A 13,573-nucleotide genomic window follows, 5' to 3' on the forward strand; every position below is an offset into this window, starting at 1 on the left:
CCGCGGGTCCGGCGCACGCAGCGTGCGAGGTTCCGTACTCGGTGCGGCGCCCGGCGGCTCCCACGGTGTACGGAACCTCGCACGGTGCGACTCCGGCGCGCGGCAGCGCGCAGCGCAGCGCAGCGCGCAGAGCGCGGCCGCGCGGCCGCGCGCGGCAGCGCAGCGCAGCGCCTACGACGCCTGGGCGTCGGCGCGCAAGCGCATGCGCTGGGCGTCGATGTCGACGAGCTGGCGCTGGAGGTCCGCCCGACGATCGGCGTGCTCGTTCGGGTCCGCGCGCTGCAGCTGCCCGAGGAGCGAGGCCTTGCGTGCGAGCAGGTCCCGCTCGACCAGCGCCACGACGATGCCCCGGCAGTAGATCGCGAGGTCCTCGTCGTTGCGCGCGGGGATCGGCGCGAGCGCGAGCTCCGACACGAGGCCACGGACCGGCGCCGGCACGTCCGAGGTCAGGCGGTCGAGCCAGTCCGACCGCCCGAGCGCGTCGACGTTGGCGACCACGGCGTCCCGCACGACGGCGAGCATCGGCGCCGAGAACGTCGCCGCTGCGGCGAGCCCGAGGAGCGGCGCCCCGACCGACGTCGGCTGCTGCACCATCGCCATCACGGCGTCGCGCTCCATCCGGGTGATCGGGTCGTTCGGCAGCGATCGGATGCCCGCGACGGGTTCGTCGAGCGGTGCGACCATCTGTCCGCCGGGTCCGGCCTGTCCGACGGGGACTCCGCGCCCACCGCCGGACGACGACCCCGACGACCCCGACGACGAGGACGCACGGCGCGCACCGTCGACGGCCCGTCGGACCTCGGCCATCTCCATGCCGAGCCACCCCGCGAGCTCCCGGACGTACCCCTGCGTGAGCGAGCGGTCACGGATCCCGGCGAGCACCGGCGCGGCGGACCGCAGCGCGGCGACACGCCCTTCGACGGTCTCGAGGTCGTGGCCGTCGAGCGTTCGCCGGATCATGAACTCGAACATCGGCCGCTTGTTCGTGACCAGCCGCCGGATCGCGTCGTCGCCCCGGGCGAGCCGGAGGTCGCACGGGTCGAGCCCACCCGGTGCCACGGCCACGTAGGTCTGCGCGGCGAACCGCTGCTCTTCCGCGAAGGCGCGGGAAGCGGCACGCTGCCCGGCTTCGTCGGGGTCGAACGTGAAGACGACCTCACCGTTGGCGTTCGGGTCGCCGCCACCGACGTCGCCGAGCATCGGCCGGAGGACCTTGATGTGGTCGACGCCGAACGAGGTGCCGCACGTGGCCACCGCGGTCGTGATCCCGGCGAGGTGGCACGCCATCACGTCGGTGTACCCCTCGACGATGACGACCTGCTTCTGCTTCGAGATGTCGCGGCGGGCGAGGTCGATGCCGTAGAGCACCTGGCTCTTGTGGTAGATCGGCGTGTCCGGGGTGTTCAGGTACTTCGGGCCCTTGTCGTCCTCGAGCAGGCGACGTGCGCCGAAGCCGATCGTGGCACCCGTGACGTCGCGGATGGGCCACATCAGGCGGCCGCGGAAGCGGTCGTACGGGGAGCGGTCCCCCTGGCTGACGAGCCCCGCGGACGTGAGTTCTTCCATCGTGAAGCCGCGGCCCTTGAGGTGGTCCTTCAGCGCGTCGAACGACTTCGGCGCGAAGCCGACGCCGAAGTGCTGCGCGGCCGACGGGTCGAAGCCGCGTTCGCCGAGGAAGCGTCGTGCCGGATCGGCCGCCGGCGTGGTGAGCTGCGCGATGTAGAACTGCAGCGCGGCTTCGTTCGCGGCGATCAGCCGGGCGCGGGTGTTGTAGTCGGTGCGCGGCCCGTCGCCTTCTTCGTAGTGGAGCGTGAAGCCGATCTTCGCGGCCATCCGCTCCACCGCTTCGGAGAAGGTGGTGTGGTCCTGCTTCATGATGAAACTGAAGACGTCGCCGTCTTCACCGCAGCCGAAGCAGTGGTACCGGCCGACCTGGGGACGGACGTGGAAGGACGGGGAGCGCTCGTCGTGGAACGGGCACAGGCCCTTCAAGGACCCCACCCCGGCGGACTTCAGCGTGACGTAGTCACCGACGACGTCGGCGATGTTCACGCGCGCGCGGACCTCGTCGATGTCGTTCCGCGCGATGAGTCCAGCCACCCCACGATCTTAGTTCGGACCGGGGACGCCGCCGACCGCTCAGACGGGGATGTGGACGGTCTCCCGCTCCCCCACCACGAGCCGCCGGTGCCACGCGAGGGCGCCCTGGTCCGTGAGGCTCGCGACCTGGTCGACGACGGCGCGGAGCCGCCCGGTGTCGTCCTGCGCCTGTCGCCAGTCCGCGGCGAACCCGGGCTCGAGCGCGGCGTCCCCGCCGTGTGCGAGCGCGTCGAGCAGCTCGGTGAGGATGCGCCGCTGCTCTTCGTACACGGGCTGCCGGTCGCCCTGGGTCATCACGAACGCCGCGACGATGCCCTTGAGCACCGCGATCTCGCCGATGATCTCCGGCGGGGTGACGACCGACGCGGCGAACCGGACGAGTGACCCGGATGCGTACGCCTGGCGGGTGGCGGCGGTCGCCGTGCGGGCGAAGCGGCCGATGAGCTGCGAGGTGAGGTTCTTCAGCCGCGCGGCGTCCCGACGGGAGCCGTCGTACGAGGTCATCCACAGCGGCAGGGCGCGGAGCCGGTCGAACGCCTCGAGCAGTTCGTCCCGGCTGAGGTCGTCCCCGACCCAGGCGTGCATGGCCGACACGATGTCGTTCTCACCGACGCGGTCCCCGAGGGCGGCGACGTCGATGAACCCGGCGACGACGGCGTCCTCGAAGTCGTGGACGGAGTAGGCGATGTCGTCGGAGAGGTCCATCACCTGGGCCTCGATGCAGCGCTGCCGTCGGGGAGCGCCGGCGCGGAGCCACTCGAACGCGGCGTGGTCGTCGTCGTAGAAGCCGAACTTCGTGCGTCCGGACGACGACTCGGCCACGCCCTGGGCCGCCGGCCACGGGTACTTGCACGACGCGTCGAGCGACGCCCTGGTGAGGTTCAAGCCGTAGGGGCGGTCCCCGGCGCCGTACACCTTCGGCTCGAGCCGGGTGAGGAGCCGCAGCGTTTGCGCGTTCCCCTCGAACCCGCCGATGTCCCTTGCCCACGCGTTCACCGCGGTCTCGCCGTTGTGGCCGAACGGCGGGTGCCCGATGTCGTGCGCCAGGCACGCCGTGTCGACGACGTCGGGGTCGAGCCCGAGGGAGTCCGCGAGTTCACGGCCGACCTGCGCCACCTCGAGCGAGTGGGTGAGCCGGTTCCGGGCGAAGTCGAGCCCGGTCGTCGGGCTGAGCACCTGGGTCTTCGCGGCGAGGCGCCGGAGCGCGCTGGAGTGCAGCAGCCGGGCACGGTCGCGCGCGAAGTCCGAACGGCGGTTGCCGTGTTCTTCGGGGAGCCAGCGTTCGGCGTCGGCTGGGCCGTAGGACGACAGGGCGCTCATCCGCCGCTGTGGTGCAGTTCGGCGGCGGCGAGGACCTTGCGGAACTCGGCGTCGACGTCGCGGGTCTCGAGCCAGCGGTCGGGCAGCGCCGTCCGCTTCGGGTGACCGGCACGGCCACGGGGACCCTCGGCGTCGGCACCCGGGTACGGGGCGTCCGCGTCGAGCTGGCCGAGCAGGTCGTCGATCTCCTGCAGCGAGGAGGCCATGGAGAGCCCGGAGCGGACGTCGCCGCCGATCGGGTACCCCTTGAAGTACCAGGCCACGTGCTTCCGGATGTCGCGGCAGCCGTGCTCTTCGGACCCGAAGAACTCGACGAGCAGCTCGGCGTGCCGACGGAACCCGTCCGCCACTTCGCCGAGCGAGGGCATGTAGCGGAGGCCCTCACCGCGGAACGCCGCCGCGAGGTCGCCGAACAGCCAGGGCCGTCCGAGGCATCCACGCCCGACGACGACGCCGTCGCAGCCGGTCTCGTCGACCATCCGGAGTGCGTCGGCCGCCGACCAGATGTCGCCGTTGCCGAGCACCGGGATGTCGGTGACGGCTTCCTTCAGCGTGGCGATGGCGGACCAGTCGGCCTGCCCCGAGTAGTGCTCGTTCGCGGTGCGGGCGTGCAGCGAGACCGCGGCGACGCCGGCGTCCCGCGCGATGCGGGCGGCGTCGAGGTAGGTGAGGTGGTCGGCGTCGATGCCCTTGCGCATCTTCACCGTGACCGGCACGTCGCCGGCGGCGCGGACCGTCTTCTCGACGAGGTCCTTGAAGAGGTCGAGCTTCCACGGCAGTGCCGCTCCCCCGCCCTTCCGCGTCACCTTCGGCACCGGGCACCCGAAGTTCAGGTCGATGTGGTCGGCACGGTCTTCGCCGACGAGGATCGTCGCGGCTTCGGCCACGGTGTTCGGCTCGACGCCGTAGAGCTGGATGGACCGCGGGGTCTCGGACTCGTGGTGCTGGATGAGCTGCATCGACACGGGCGTCCGTTCGACGAGCGCGCGCGAGGTGATCATCTCGCAGACGTACAGACCGGCGCCGTACTCGCGGCAGAGCCGGCGGTACGCCATGTTCGTGATGCCCGCCATCGGCGCGAGCACGACCGGCACATCGACCTCGATCGGGCCGATGCGCAGGGGCTTCCGGGGGGCTTGTGTGATGGTCATACGGTCTCCATTCTCCCACGTCGGCAGGCGCCGGTAGCGTTCTCCACATGACGACCGACCCCATCGCCCGGTTCGACGCCGACGCCGCAGCCCGAGGACTGCGCGTCGAGGTGGTCGAACGTCCCGCCGCGAACTCCCTCGCCGAGGCGGCGGACCTCCTCGGGATCAGCCCGGGCGACATCGTGAAGACGCTCGTCGTGAAGCGCCACGACGGCGACTTCGTCCTCGCGCTGGTGCCCGGCGGCCGCAGCATCGCGTGGAAGAAGCTCCGCACCCTGGTCGGTGTCAACAAGCTCTCGATGCCCGACGCCGCCACCGCGCTCGAGGCCTCCGGCTACGAACGCGGCACGATCACCCCGATCGGCGCGACCGGCGACCTGCCGGTCTTCGCCGACGAGCGCATCGTCGGCCGCCGGGTCGCCCTCGGCGCCGGCCGGCGCGGCGCGAGCGCCTTCGTCGACGCCGACGACCTCATCGCCGCCTACGGCGCGACGGTCGCCGACATCACCGACGAGGAACCCGCGCGCGCCTAGGCGAGTGACCTAGTCCGGGACCTCGGACCAGTCACCCTCGGCGCCCGGCACGAAGCACGAGTCGCCCTCGCAGACCGGTGCTGCACCCCCGGTGAGCAGCGGGACCAGGCCCGGGACAGCCTCCAGACTGGTGCCGGGCTGTACCGCCTGGAGGCCCGGCGTGGCCCCGCCACGCACGTCGAGGTCCGTCATCGGGTCGCCTCCACGTCCGCGGGCTGCTCCCGCAGTTCGACGACCTGGCGCAGCACCTGCTCGAACGCTGCCGGGTCCTGCGCGCCGGAGACGCCGTACTTGCCGTCGATGACGAAGAACGGCACGCCGTTGATGCCGTACGCCTGTGCCTGCGCCTGGTCGGCCCGGACGTCGGCGAGCTTCGCGTCGTCGCGCAGGGTGGCGAGCACCTCGTCGCGGTCGAGCCCGATCTCCGCAGCCAGGTCCGCCAGCGAGGACTCCTGCCCGACGTGCTCACCGCGCTCGAAGTACGCCGCGAACAGCCGCTCGACCATCTCGAGCTGCTTGCCGTGCTCCTTCGCGAGGTGGATGACCTGGTGTGCCTGCACGGTGTTGGTGTGGTGCATCGACTCGAAGTCGTAGTCGAGACCGACCGATGCGGCGATCGCGGTGACCTGGTCGAGCATCTGCTGCGCCTGGTCGACGGGCATGCCCTTGTGGCCGGAGAGGAACTCCGCCTCGGTGCCCTCGAAGTCGACGGGTGTGTCCGGGCTCAGTTCGAAGGAGTGGTACTCGACCTCGACGGGCCCGCCGAACGCGGCGACTCCGGCCTCGAACTTCCGCTTGCCGATGTAGCACCAGGGACAGGCGATGTCGGACCAGACATCGACCTTCACGCTGTCGTTGCTGCCGCCGTCGTTGATGACGCTGTCGTTGATGACGCTGTCGCTCATGCTCAACGACAACGCGGCCGTGCCCCCGGCATTCCCGGGGACACGGCCGCGTCGGACTGGCGTGACTACGCGCCGATGAGTCGGGCGGCGAGGTAGCCCTGCAGCTGGTCGAGCGACACGCGCTCCTGGCTCATCGTGTCGCGCTCGCGCACCGTGACGGCCTTGTCCTCGAGCGTGTCGAAGTCGACCGTGATGCAGAACGGCGTGCCGATCTCGTCGTGGCGACGGTAGCGACGACCGATCGCACCGGCGTCGTCGAAGTCCACGTTCCAGGTCTTCCGGAGGTCGTCGGCGAGACCGCGGGCGACGGGCGAGAGCTGCTCGTTGCGGGACAGCGGCAGCACCGCGGCCTTGACCGGGGCCAGACGCGGGTCGAGGCGCAGGACGGTGCGATTGTCGACGCCGCCCTTCGCGTTCGGGGCCTCGTCCTCGTGGTACGCGTCGAGCAGGAACGCCATCAGCGCACGGGTCAGGCCGAACGACGGCTCGATGACGTACGGCACGTACTTCTCGTTGGCGGCCTGGTCGAAGAACCGGAGGTCCTTGCCGGACGCCTCGATGTGGTTGTTGAGGTCGAAGTCGGTGCGGTTCGCGACACCCATGAGCTCGCCCCACTCGGAGCCCTGGAAGCCGAAGCGGTACTCGATGTCGGCGGTGGCGTCGGAGTAGTGCGCGCGCTCCCCGTCCGGGACGTCGAAGCGGCGGAGGTTCTCCGGATCGATGCCGAGGTCCGTGTACCAGGCGACCGAGTCGGCGATCCACTGCTCGTAGTGTTCCTCGGCCGAGGCCGGCGGTACGAAGTACTCGATCTCCATCTGCTCGAACTCGCGCGTCCGGAAGATGAAGTTGCCGGGGGTGATCTCGTTGCGGAACGCCTTGCCGACCTGACCGATGCCGAACGGGGGCTTCATCCGGCTGGTCGTGACGACCTGCGCGAAGTCGACGAAGATGCCCTGCGCGGTCTCCGGACGGAGGAAGTTCAGGCCCTCTTCGGACTCGACCGGGCCGAGGTAGGTCTTGAGCATCCCGGAGAACTCGCGGGGCTCGGTCCACTGGCCGCGGGTGCCGCAGTTCGAGCAGGCGATCTCCGCCATGCCGCCCTCGGGCTGGCGGCCCTTCTTCGCCACGAAGGCGTCGATGAGGTGGTCCTCACGGAAGCGGTGGTGGCAGTGCAGGCACTCGACCAGTGGGTCGGTGAAGGTCGCGACGTGGCCGGAGGCCTCCCACACCTTGCGGGGCAGGATCACGGCGGAGTCGAGGCCGACCATGTCGCCACGGCCGCGGACGAACCGCTGCCACCACTGTCGCTTGATGTTCTCCTTCAGCTCCACACCGAGGGGCCCGTAGTCCCAGGCGGACCGGGAACCGCCGTAGATCTCACCCGACTGGAAGACGAACCCACGGCCTTTGGCGAGGGCGATGACCGAGTCGAGACGGGAGGGCTGAGCCAAGGAGAACTCCATCAGGTCGCCGAGCTGGATGCCCGGTGCGAAAAACGTACCCGGCCAGACTAACGGGAGAGCACGGCGACGACGGCGTCCACGTCGGACTCGTCGTTCCAGTGGTGGAACGCGAGCCGCAGCCGCCCCGCCCGCCCCGACGCCGTGATCCCCGCAGCGCCGAGCGCCGCCAGCCCCGCACCGGACGCGTCCGGGAAGGTCACGATGGCCTGGGCCCGCGGGGGCGACCCCATCGCGACGGCGAGCCGGTCCGCGAGACGCATGGCGTGCCTCCAGGCCGATGCCGTGTCGAGGGACGCGACGTGCCGCAGGGCGGCGACCGCGCCGGGCCAGGCCTGCCAGGCCGGGGAGACGTCGAACCGGCGGGCGTCCTCGGCGAGTCGCATCGCGGGGCCGTAGCAGGAGGACCAGACGTCCTCGCCGGCGTACCAGCCGGCCTGCACCGGCCGGAGCCAGGCGAGCGCTTCCGGGGAGACGGTCATGAAGGCGACGCCACGCGGGGCGCAGAGCCACTTGTACGCGTGCGTCACCGTGACGTCGAAGGGAGCCGCGGAGACCGGCAGGACGCCGGCGGCCTGGGTCAGGTCGCACAGCGTGCGGGCCCCGGCCGCGCGCGCCGCCGTGACGATCGCGGCGGAGTCGGCGACCGCTCCGGTGGCGGACTGCACGGCGGACCAGGCGACGAGTGCCGTGTCGGCGTGCACGCTGCCGGCCAGGGCGTCGAGCGGGACGCTGCGCACGCGGATCCCGCGGTGCGCCTGCGCGAGGAACGGGAACACGATCGAGCTGAAGTCGCCGTCCGGCACGAGGACCTCCGCGCCGTCCGGCAGTGCCGCGGCGACGACGGCGGTCATCGCGGAGGTCTGCGAGCCCGTCGCGACGAGCTCGGCCGGGACGCCGACGATCCGGGCGAAGAGGGCGCGGCCCTCCTCGACCAGGGCGCCGTACCGGGTCGGGCTCGACGCCGCGCCGCCCCACTCGTCGAGGTCGGCGCGCATCGCGGCGAGCGTGCCGTGCGTCGGGAGCCCGGCGGTGCAGGCGGCGAGGTACCCGTGGCCGTCGACGTAGGAGTCCATGCGGCCATGGTGTTCCGCTCGTGACCATCACACCAGGACAGCTTGGTTCGCAGTGCCATAACATCGCGTTGTGTCCGACCTCGACCCGCAACTCCTCCGCGTGCTCCGCGCCGTGGCCGACGCCGGGTCGATCACCGGGGCCGCCGCGGCGCTCGGCTACAGCCAGCCCGCCGTCAGCCAGCTGCTGCAGCGCGCCGAACAGCGACTCGGGCACACGCTCGTGCTCCGCGGGGCGCGCGGCGTGACGCTCACCGAGGCGGGGGTCGTCCTCGCCGACCACGCCCTGCACGTGCACGCCGCGTTGACGGCAGCGCGCGAGGACCTCGACGCGATCGGCGGGCTCACCCGGGGGCGGGTGCGGATCGCCGGGTTCCCGAGCGCCTCCTCGACGCTCGTGCCCGCCGTGCTGGCGTCGCTCGCGGTGTCGGTGCCGGGGCTCAGCACCTCCTACGTCGAGGTCGAACCGCCCGAGGCGCTCGACCTGCTGCGGCGCGGGGAGGTCGACGTGGCGCTGACGTTCACCTACGTCGGGGACGAGGTGGCGGCGGTGCCGGACCCGGCGCTCGTGACGCGGGCGCTCGGTCGGGACCCGCTCGCGCTGGTCACGCCTGTCGCGGCGGTGCCGTCCGCCGCGTCCGTGTCGTCTGGTGCGTCCGTCGCGTCCGTCGCGTCTGGTGCGTCCGTCGCGTCCGTCGCGTCCGTTCGGCCTGGAGGCCCGGACCACGTCCGCGCCGCCGGTCCGGCATCCTCCGTGGCCGGCACCACGGTCGTCGACCTCGCGTCCCAGCGTGGCGCGCGCTGGATCGGCGGGTGCCCGCGCTGCCGTGGGCACCTCCTCGCCTCGTGCGCAACAGCCGGGTTCACGCCGGACATCGTGCTCGAGACCGACAACGCCGCTGCCGTCGTGGGACTCGTCGCCGCCGGGCTCGGGGTGGCGCTGCTCCCCCGGTTGGCGCTCGCGACGACGGTCATCCCCGCGGGCGTGTCGATCGACCCGGTCGACGAGGACCTGGCCCGCCGCGTCGAGGTCGTCGTCGCACGCGGCGCCGAGCGCGTCCCGAGCGTCCGCGCGACGCTGGACGCCGTGCGCGCCGCCGCCACCCTGCTCGCCTGATGCGCGGCTCGCCGTCCCACCCGGTCAGGGGCGGCGACGTGCCCGTGCGCTACGCGGTCGGCGTGTCGACCGCACCGCCGAAGCGCCGGTCGCGCCGGGCGTACTGCTCCACCGCGCCCCAGAGGTCGGTGCGCCGGAAGTCCGGCCACAGCCGGTCGAGGAACACCATCTCCGCGTACGCCGACTGCCACAGCAGGAAGTTGCTGGTCCGCTGCTCCCCCGAGCTCCGGAGGAACAGGTCGACGTCCGGCATCTCGGGCACGTAGAGCCGCTTCGCGATGGCCTTCTCGGTCACCTGGCTCGGCTTGAGCTTCCCCGCGGCGACGTCCTCGGCCAGCGAGCGCACCGCGTCGGCGATCTCGTTCCGGCCGCCGTAGTTGACGCACATCGTCAGGGTCAGGACGTCGTTGCCCGCCGTCATCCGCTCGGCGACCTCGAGCTCCTCGATGACACTCCGCCACAGCCGCGGACGCCGCCCGGCCCACCGCACCCGCACGCCCCACTCGTTCAGCTGGTCACGCCGACGACGGATCACGTCGCGGTTGAAGCCCATCAGGAACCGCACTTCTTCCGGGGAGCGCTTCCAGTTCTCCGTCGAGAACGCGTACGCGGACACGTGCTTCACGCCGATCTGGATCGCACCGGCGACGACGTCGAGGAGCGATGCCTCGCCCGCCTTGTGCCCCTCGATGCGCGTCAGACCGCGGCCGTTCGCCCACCGGCCGTTGCCGTCCATCACGATCGCGACGTGTTCGGGCACGAACCGCTGCGGGATCGCCGGCGGCGTCTCGCCGGTCCAGTCGATCGGCCGGAACGGCTCGGCGGCGTCGGATCGGCGGGGGCTCATGCGGTGGGCGTTCCTTCGGCTCTGCCCGGCTCGAGGTCGTGGTCCGGGAGGGGTGGTGCTGGAGTCGCCGCGACCGCGCGGGCCGTCGCCGCGACCGGGTCGTGCCCGGGGCCGTGCGTCGGCACCGCCGCCGGGTGTTCCGTACGGTCGACGTGCGGCAGCGACTTCAGCGATCGTTCCAGGTGCCACTGGGCGTAGGCCGCGACCACGCCGGAGGCACGCGACCTGGTGCGTTCGTCCGCCGAGTCGACCGTGGCCCAGTCGCCGGCGAGCAGCGACCCGAGGATCGAGAGCGTCGCGAAGTCGAGCCGCGGCGAGCCGGGAGGCGCTGCACCGTCCGCCACGACCCCACCGAGCTGCACGACGAACGCCGAGTGCGGCCCGGGCTCCCCGGTCACCGCGCAGTCCGAGAACGAGGGCGCCCAGCCCGCGATGCTCATCGCGCGCAGCAGGTACGAGTCGAGCGTGGCGGAGGGGACGTGCTCGCTGCGGGACAGGGAGCGGAGCGCGCCGACGAGCAGCAGGTACTGCTGGAGCCCCGCGTCCGCCTCGCTCAGGCGGTCCGCGGTCTCGACCATGGCGCTCGCGGCGGTGTACGCGCTGTAGTCCGCGACGATCTGCGCCCCGTACGACCCGAGGGACTCGGCCTGCGTGACGATGTCGAGCGAGCGGCCCTCGTAGAACTGGGCGTCCACGACCATGAACGGCTCGAGCCGGGAGCCGAACTTCGACGCGGTGCGCCGGACCCCCTTCGCGACGGCGCGGATCTTGCCGTGCTGCCGGCTGAGCATCGTGACGATGCGGTCGGCTTCCCCGAGCTTGTGGGTGCGGAGCACGACACATTCGTCCCGGTAGAGCGGCATCCCCCCAGTATCCCCCGGTCCCCCGACACCGCGTGCCGCGAGTGGGTGGGTGGTGGCTGGTGGGCTGGTGGGCTGTTTCGCGCGTGGGCAGTCGAATCGCGCGTAGGGGGTCGGAAGTTCCGACCCCCTACGCACGAAACCACCCACCAACGCGACGCTGGGAGGTGGGAACGCAACCCCGCCGGGAGGCTCGGCGCGCGTCGGACGCGCACCGAGCCTCCCGGCCGTGGTCGCGTTCGGTGCACGCGACCGAGCAGCTGGCTACGCGGAGACGAGCTCCGGGGACGCGCCGGAGGCGGCCCCGGCGCGCACCGCACGGTTCACCGCGGAGACGATCGCCTTGAGCGACGCCGTCGCGATGTCGGCGTCGATCCCGACGCCCCAGAGCCGCACACCGTCCACGTCGAGCTCGACGTAGGACGCGGCCTTGGCGTCACCCGAGGCGCTCATCGTGTGCTCCGAGTAGTCGTACAGCGTGACGTCGACGCCCTGCTCGCGCATCACCGAGAGGAACGCGTCGATCGGGCCGGTGCCGACGGCCTCGGCGGTGACGGCACCCTCGTCGACGCGCATCGCGACCGACAGGTTCGTGGTGCCCTCGAAGTCGCTCGAGGTCGCCGTCTTCGTGATCTCGTAGCGGCCCCACTTGTCCTCGTCGACCGGGGACGGCAGGTACTCGTCGCGGAACAGGTCCCAGATCTTGTCGGAGCTGAACTCGCCGCCCTCGGTGTCGGTGCGCTGCTGCACGACCCCGGAGAACTCGATCTGCAGCTTGCGCGGCAGGTCGATCGCGTGGTCGGTCTTGAGCAGGTAGGCGACGCCGCCCTTGCCCGACTGCGAGTTGACGCGGATGACGGCCTCGTACGAGCGGCCGATGTCCTTCGGGTCGACGGGCAGGTACGGCACGGCCCACTCGACCTCGTCGACGGTCTTGCCCGCGGCGGCGGCCTTGGCCTTCATCGCGTCGAAGCCCTTGTTGATCGCGTCCTGGTGGGAACCGCTGAACGCCGTGTAGACGAGGTCGCCCGCCCACGGCTGACGCTCCGGGACCGGCAGCTGGTTGCAGTACTCGACCGTGCGCTTGATCTGGTCGATGTCCGCGAAGGAGATCTCCGGGTCGATGCCCTGCGTGAAGAGGTTCATGCCGAGTGCGACCAGGTCCACGTTGCCGGTGCGCTCACCGTTGCCGAACAGGCAGCCCTCGATGCGGTCGGCGCCGGCCATGTAGCCGAGCTCCGCCGCGGCGACGGCGGTGCCGCGGTCGTTGTGCGGGTGCAGCGACAGGATCACGTCCTGCCGGTGCGCCAGGTTCCGGGACATCCACTCGATCGAGTCGGCGTAGACGTTCGGCGTCGCCATCTCGACCGTGGCCGGCAGGTTGATGATCACCTTGCGCTCCGGGGTGGGCTCGAACACCTCGAGCACGGCGTTGCAGATCTGCAGCGCGACCTCGAGCTCGGTGCCCGTGTAGGACTCCGGCGAGTACTCGTAGTAGACCGTCGTGTCGTGCTGCAGCGTGGCCTCGGCCGCCTTGCACAGCTTCGCGCCGGCCACCGCGATGTCGACGACGCCCTGCACGTCGGTGCGGAACACGACCTCGCGCTGGACGATCGACGTCGAGTTGTACAGGTGGACGATGGCCTGCTTCGCGCCGTCGATCGCCTCGTAGGTCCGCTGGATGAGGTGCTCACGCGCCTGGGTCAGGACCTGGATGGTGACGTCGTCGGGGATGGCGCCCTCGTCGATGAGGCTCCGGACGAAGTCGAAGTCGGTCTGCGAGGCGCTCGGGAACCCGACCTCGATCTCCTTGTAGCCCATCCGCACGAGGAGGTCGAACATCGCGCGCTTGCGCTCGGCGTCCATCGGGTCGATGAGGGCCTGGTTGCCGTCGCGGAGGTCCACGGCGCACCAGCGCGGCGCCTTGTCGATGCGCTTCGTCGGCCAGGTGCGGTCCGGCAGCTCGACCGAGATCTGCTCGTGGAAGGGGACGTACTTGTGGATCGGCATCCCGGAGGGGCGCTGGGTGTTCTGCATGGTGTCGCACTTTCGTCGTGTAGTGGAGTGTGCGGCCACGACGGACTCCGCGACGAGGTGGGCCGTTGTGTCAGGCCTCGTCGCGGCAGCGAAGGAGGAGGAGCGCCGAGTACATCGCTGCCAACGGTAGCACCGCTCCCCGCCCGTGTGACAGGCGGGGCCCCGTCGCG

Annotated in this window: 12 protein-coding genes; 2 read left to right on the forward strand and 10 right to left on the reverse strand. The window is 71.5% G+C overall.

The window, feature by feature from the left end:
* Positions 1–171: 171 nt before the first annotated feature.
* Genes dnaG through dusB form a run of 3 tightly spaced genes read right to left on the reverse strand, consistent with a single transcriptional unit; the run spans position 172 to position 4,571 of the window.
* The gene (dnaG, locus tag EDF24_RS15450; RefSeq protein WP_123703994.1) at positions 172–2,100 is read right to left on the reverse strand and encodes a DNA primase; all 1,929 of its coding nucleotides are present in this window, start codon (positions 2,098–2,100) and stop codon (positions 172–174) included.
* A gap of 39 nt (positions 2,101–2,139) precedes the next feature.
* Positions 2,140–3,420 (reverse strand): deoxyguanosinetriphosphate triphosphohydrolase, encoded by a 1,281-nt coding sequence (locus tag EDF24_RS15455; protein WP_123653154.1) that lies wholly within the window; start codon positions 3,418–3,420, stop codon positions 2,140–2,142.
* Positions 3,417–4,571 carry a tRNA dihydrouridine synthase DusB gene (gene dusB, locus EDF24_RS15460; RefSeq protein ID WP_123653153.1) on the reverse strand — a complete coding sequence of 385 codons (1,155 nt, stop codon included), beginning with the start codon at positions 4,569–4,571 and terminating at the stop codon, positions 3,417–3,419. Before dusB ends, EDF24_RS15455 begins: the two co-directional genes overlap by 4 nt.
* A 47-nt stretch (positions 4,572–4,618) precedes the next feature.
* Between dusB and EDF24_RS15465 the strand changes: the two genes are divergently transcribed.
* Complete coding sequence (locus tag EDF24_RS15465) at positions 4,619–5,104, forward strand: aminoacyl-tRNA deacylase (RefSeq protein ID WP_123703996.1); 486 nt, start codon at positions 4,619–4,621, stop codon at positions 5,102–5,104.
* A 9-nt stretch (positions 5,105–5,113) separates the two neighbouring features.
* On the opposite strand, the gene EDF24_RS15470 is transcribed toward EDF24_RS15465, so the two are convergent.
* The 4 genes from EDF24_RS15470 to EDF24_RS15485 all read right to left on the reverse strand — a co-directional run bounded on the left by EDF24_RS15470 (position 5,114) and on the right by EDF24_RS15485 (position 8,545).
* Entirely contained in the window at positions 5,114–5,296 is a 183-nt protein-coding gene (locus tag EDF24_RS15470) for a hypothetical protein (RefSeq protein ID WP_123703998.1), read from the reverse strand.
* Positions 5,293–6,009: a DsbA family protein gene (locus EDF24_RS15475; RefSeq protein ID WP_123704000.1), complete on the reverse strand. Its 717-nt coding sequence runs from the start codon at positions 6,007–6,009 to the stop codon at positions 5,293–5,295. Before EDF24_RS15475 ends, EDF24_RS15470 begins: the two co-directional genes overlap by 4 nt.
* Positions 6,010–6,074: 65 nt before the next feature.
* Entirely contained in the window at positions 6,075–7,460 is a 1,386-nt protein-coding gene (locus tag EDF24_RS15480) for a glycine--tRNA ligase (protein ID WP_123704136.1), read from the reverse strand.
* 59 nt (positions 7,461–7,519) lie between these two features.
* Positions 7,520–8,545 (reverse strand): aminotransferase class V-fold PLP-dependent enzyme, encoded by a 1,026-nt coding sequence (locus tag EDF24_RS15485; RefSeq protein WP_123704002.1) that lies wholly within the window; start codon positions 8,543–8,545, stop codon positions 7,520–7,522.
* Between the two features lie 70 nt (positions 8,546–8,615).
* Between EDF24_RS15485 and EDF24_RS15490 the strand changes: the two genes are divergently transcribed.
* Positions 8,616–9,659: a LysR substrate-binding domain-containing protein gene (locus tag EDF24_RS15490; protein WP_123704005.1), complete on the forward strand. Its 1,044-nt coding sequence runs from the start codon at positions 8,616–8,618 to the stop codon at positions 9,657–9,659.
* Positions 9,660–9,708: 49 nt separating this feature from the next.
* On the opposite strand, the gene EDF24_RS15495 is transcribed toward EDF24_RS15490, so the two are convergent.
* The 3 genes from EDF24_RS15495 to leuA all read right to left on the reverse strand — a co-directional run bounded on the left by EDF24_RS15495 (position 9,709) and on the right by leuA (position 13,403).
* Entirely contained in the window at positions 9,709–10,506 is a 798-nt protein-coding gene (locus EDF24_RS15495) for an isoprenyl transferase (RefSeq protein ID WP_123653145.1), read from the reverse strand.
* Positions 10,503–11,369 (reverse strand): DNA repair protein RecO, encoded by an 867-nt coding sequence (gene recO, locus EDF24_RS15500; RefSeq protein ID WP_123653144.1) that lies wholly within the window; start codon positions 11,367–11,369, stop codon positions 10,503–10,505. Before recO ends, EDF24_RS15495 begins: the two co-directional genes overlap by 4 nt.
* 261 nt (positions 11,370–11,630) lie before the next feature.
* On the reverse strand, positions 11,631–13,403 hold the full coding sequence (leuA, locus tag EDF24_RS15505; RefSeq protein WP_123653143.1) for a 2-isopropylmalate synthase: 1,773 nt from the start codon (positions 13,401–13,403) through the stop codon (positions 11,631–11,633).
* Positions 13,404–13,573: the final 170 nt, after the last annotated feature.

Source organism: Curtobacterium sp. PhB130, assembly GCF_003755165.1.
Taxonomy (GTDB): Bacteria; Actinomycetota; Actinomycetes; order Actinomycetales; family Microbacteriaceae; genus Curtobacterium.

Excerpts from the sequence above, each read along its gene's own strand:
- EDF24_RS15455 (WP_123653154.1), bottom strand. The coding sequence starts at position 3,420 with ATGAGCGCCCTGTCGTCCTACGGCCCAGCCGACGCCGAACGCTGGCTC.
- EDF24_RS15470 (WP_123703998.1), bottom strand. The coding sequence starts at position 5,296 with ATGACGGACCTCGACGTGCGTGGCGGGGCCACGCCGGGCCTCCAGGCG.
- EDF24_RS15495 (WP_123653145.1), bottom strand. The coding sequence starts at position 10,506 with ATGAGCCCCCGCCGATCCGACGCCGCCGAGCCGTTCCGGCCGATCGAC.
- EDF24_RS15475 (WP_123704000.1), bottom strand. The coding sequence starts at position 6,009 with ATGAGCGACAGCGTCATCAACGACAGCGTCATCAACGACGGCGGCAGC.
- EDF24_RS15485 (WP_123704002.1), bottom strand. The coding sequence starts at position 8,545 with ATGGACTCCTACGTCGACGGCCACGGGTACCTCGCCGCCTGCACCGCC.
- dusB (WP_123653153.1), bottom strand. The coding sequence starts at position 4,571 with ATGACCATCACACAAGCCCCCCGGAAGCCCCTGCGCATCGGCCCGATC.
- leuA (WP_123653143.1), bottom strand. The coding sequence starts at position 13,403 with ATGCAGAACACCCAGCGCCCCTCCGGGATGCCGATCCACAAGTACGTC.
- recO (WP_123653144.1), bottom strand. The coding sequence starts at position 11,369 with ATGCCGCTCTACCGGGACGAATGTGTCGTGCTCCGCACCCACAAGCTC.
- EDF24_RS15465 (WP_123703996.1), top strand. The coding sequence starts at position 4,619 with ATGACGACCGACCCCATCGCCCGGTTCGACGCCGACGCCGCAGCCCGA.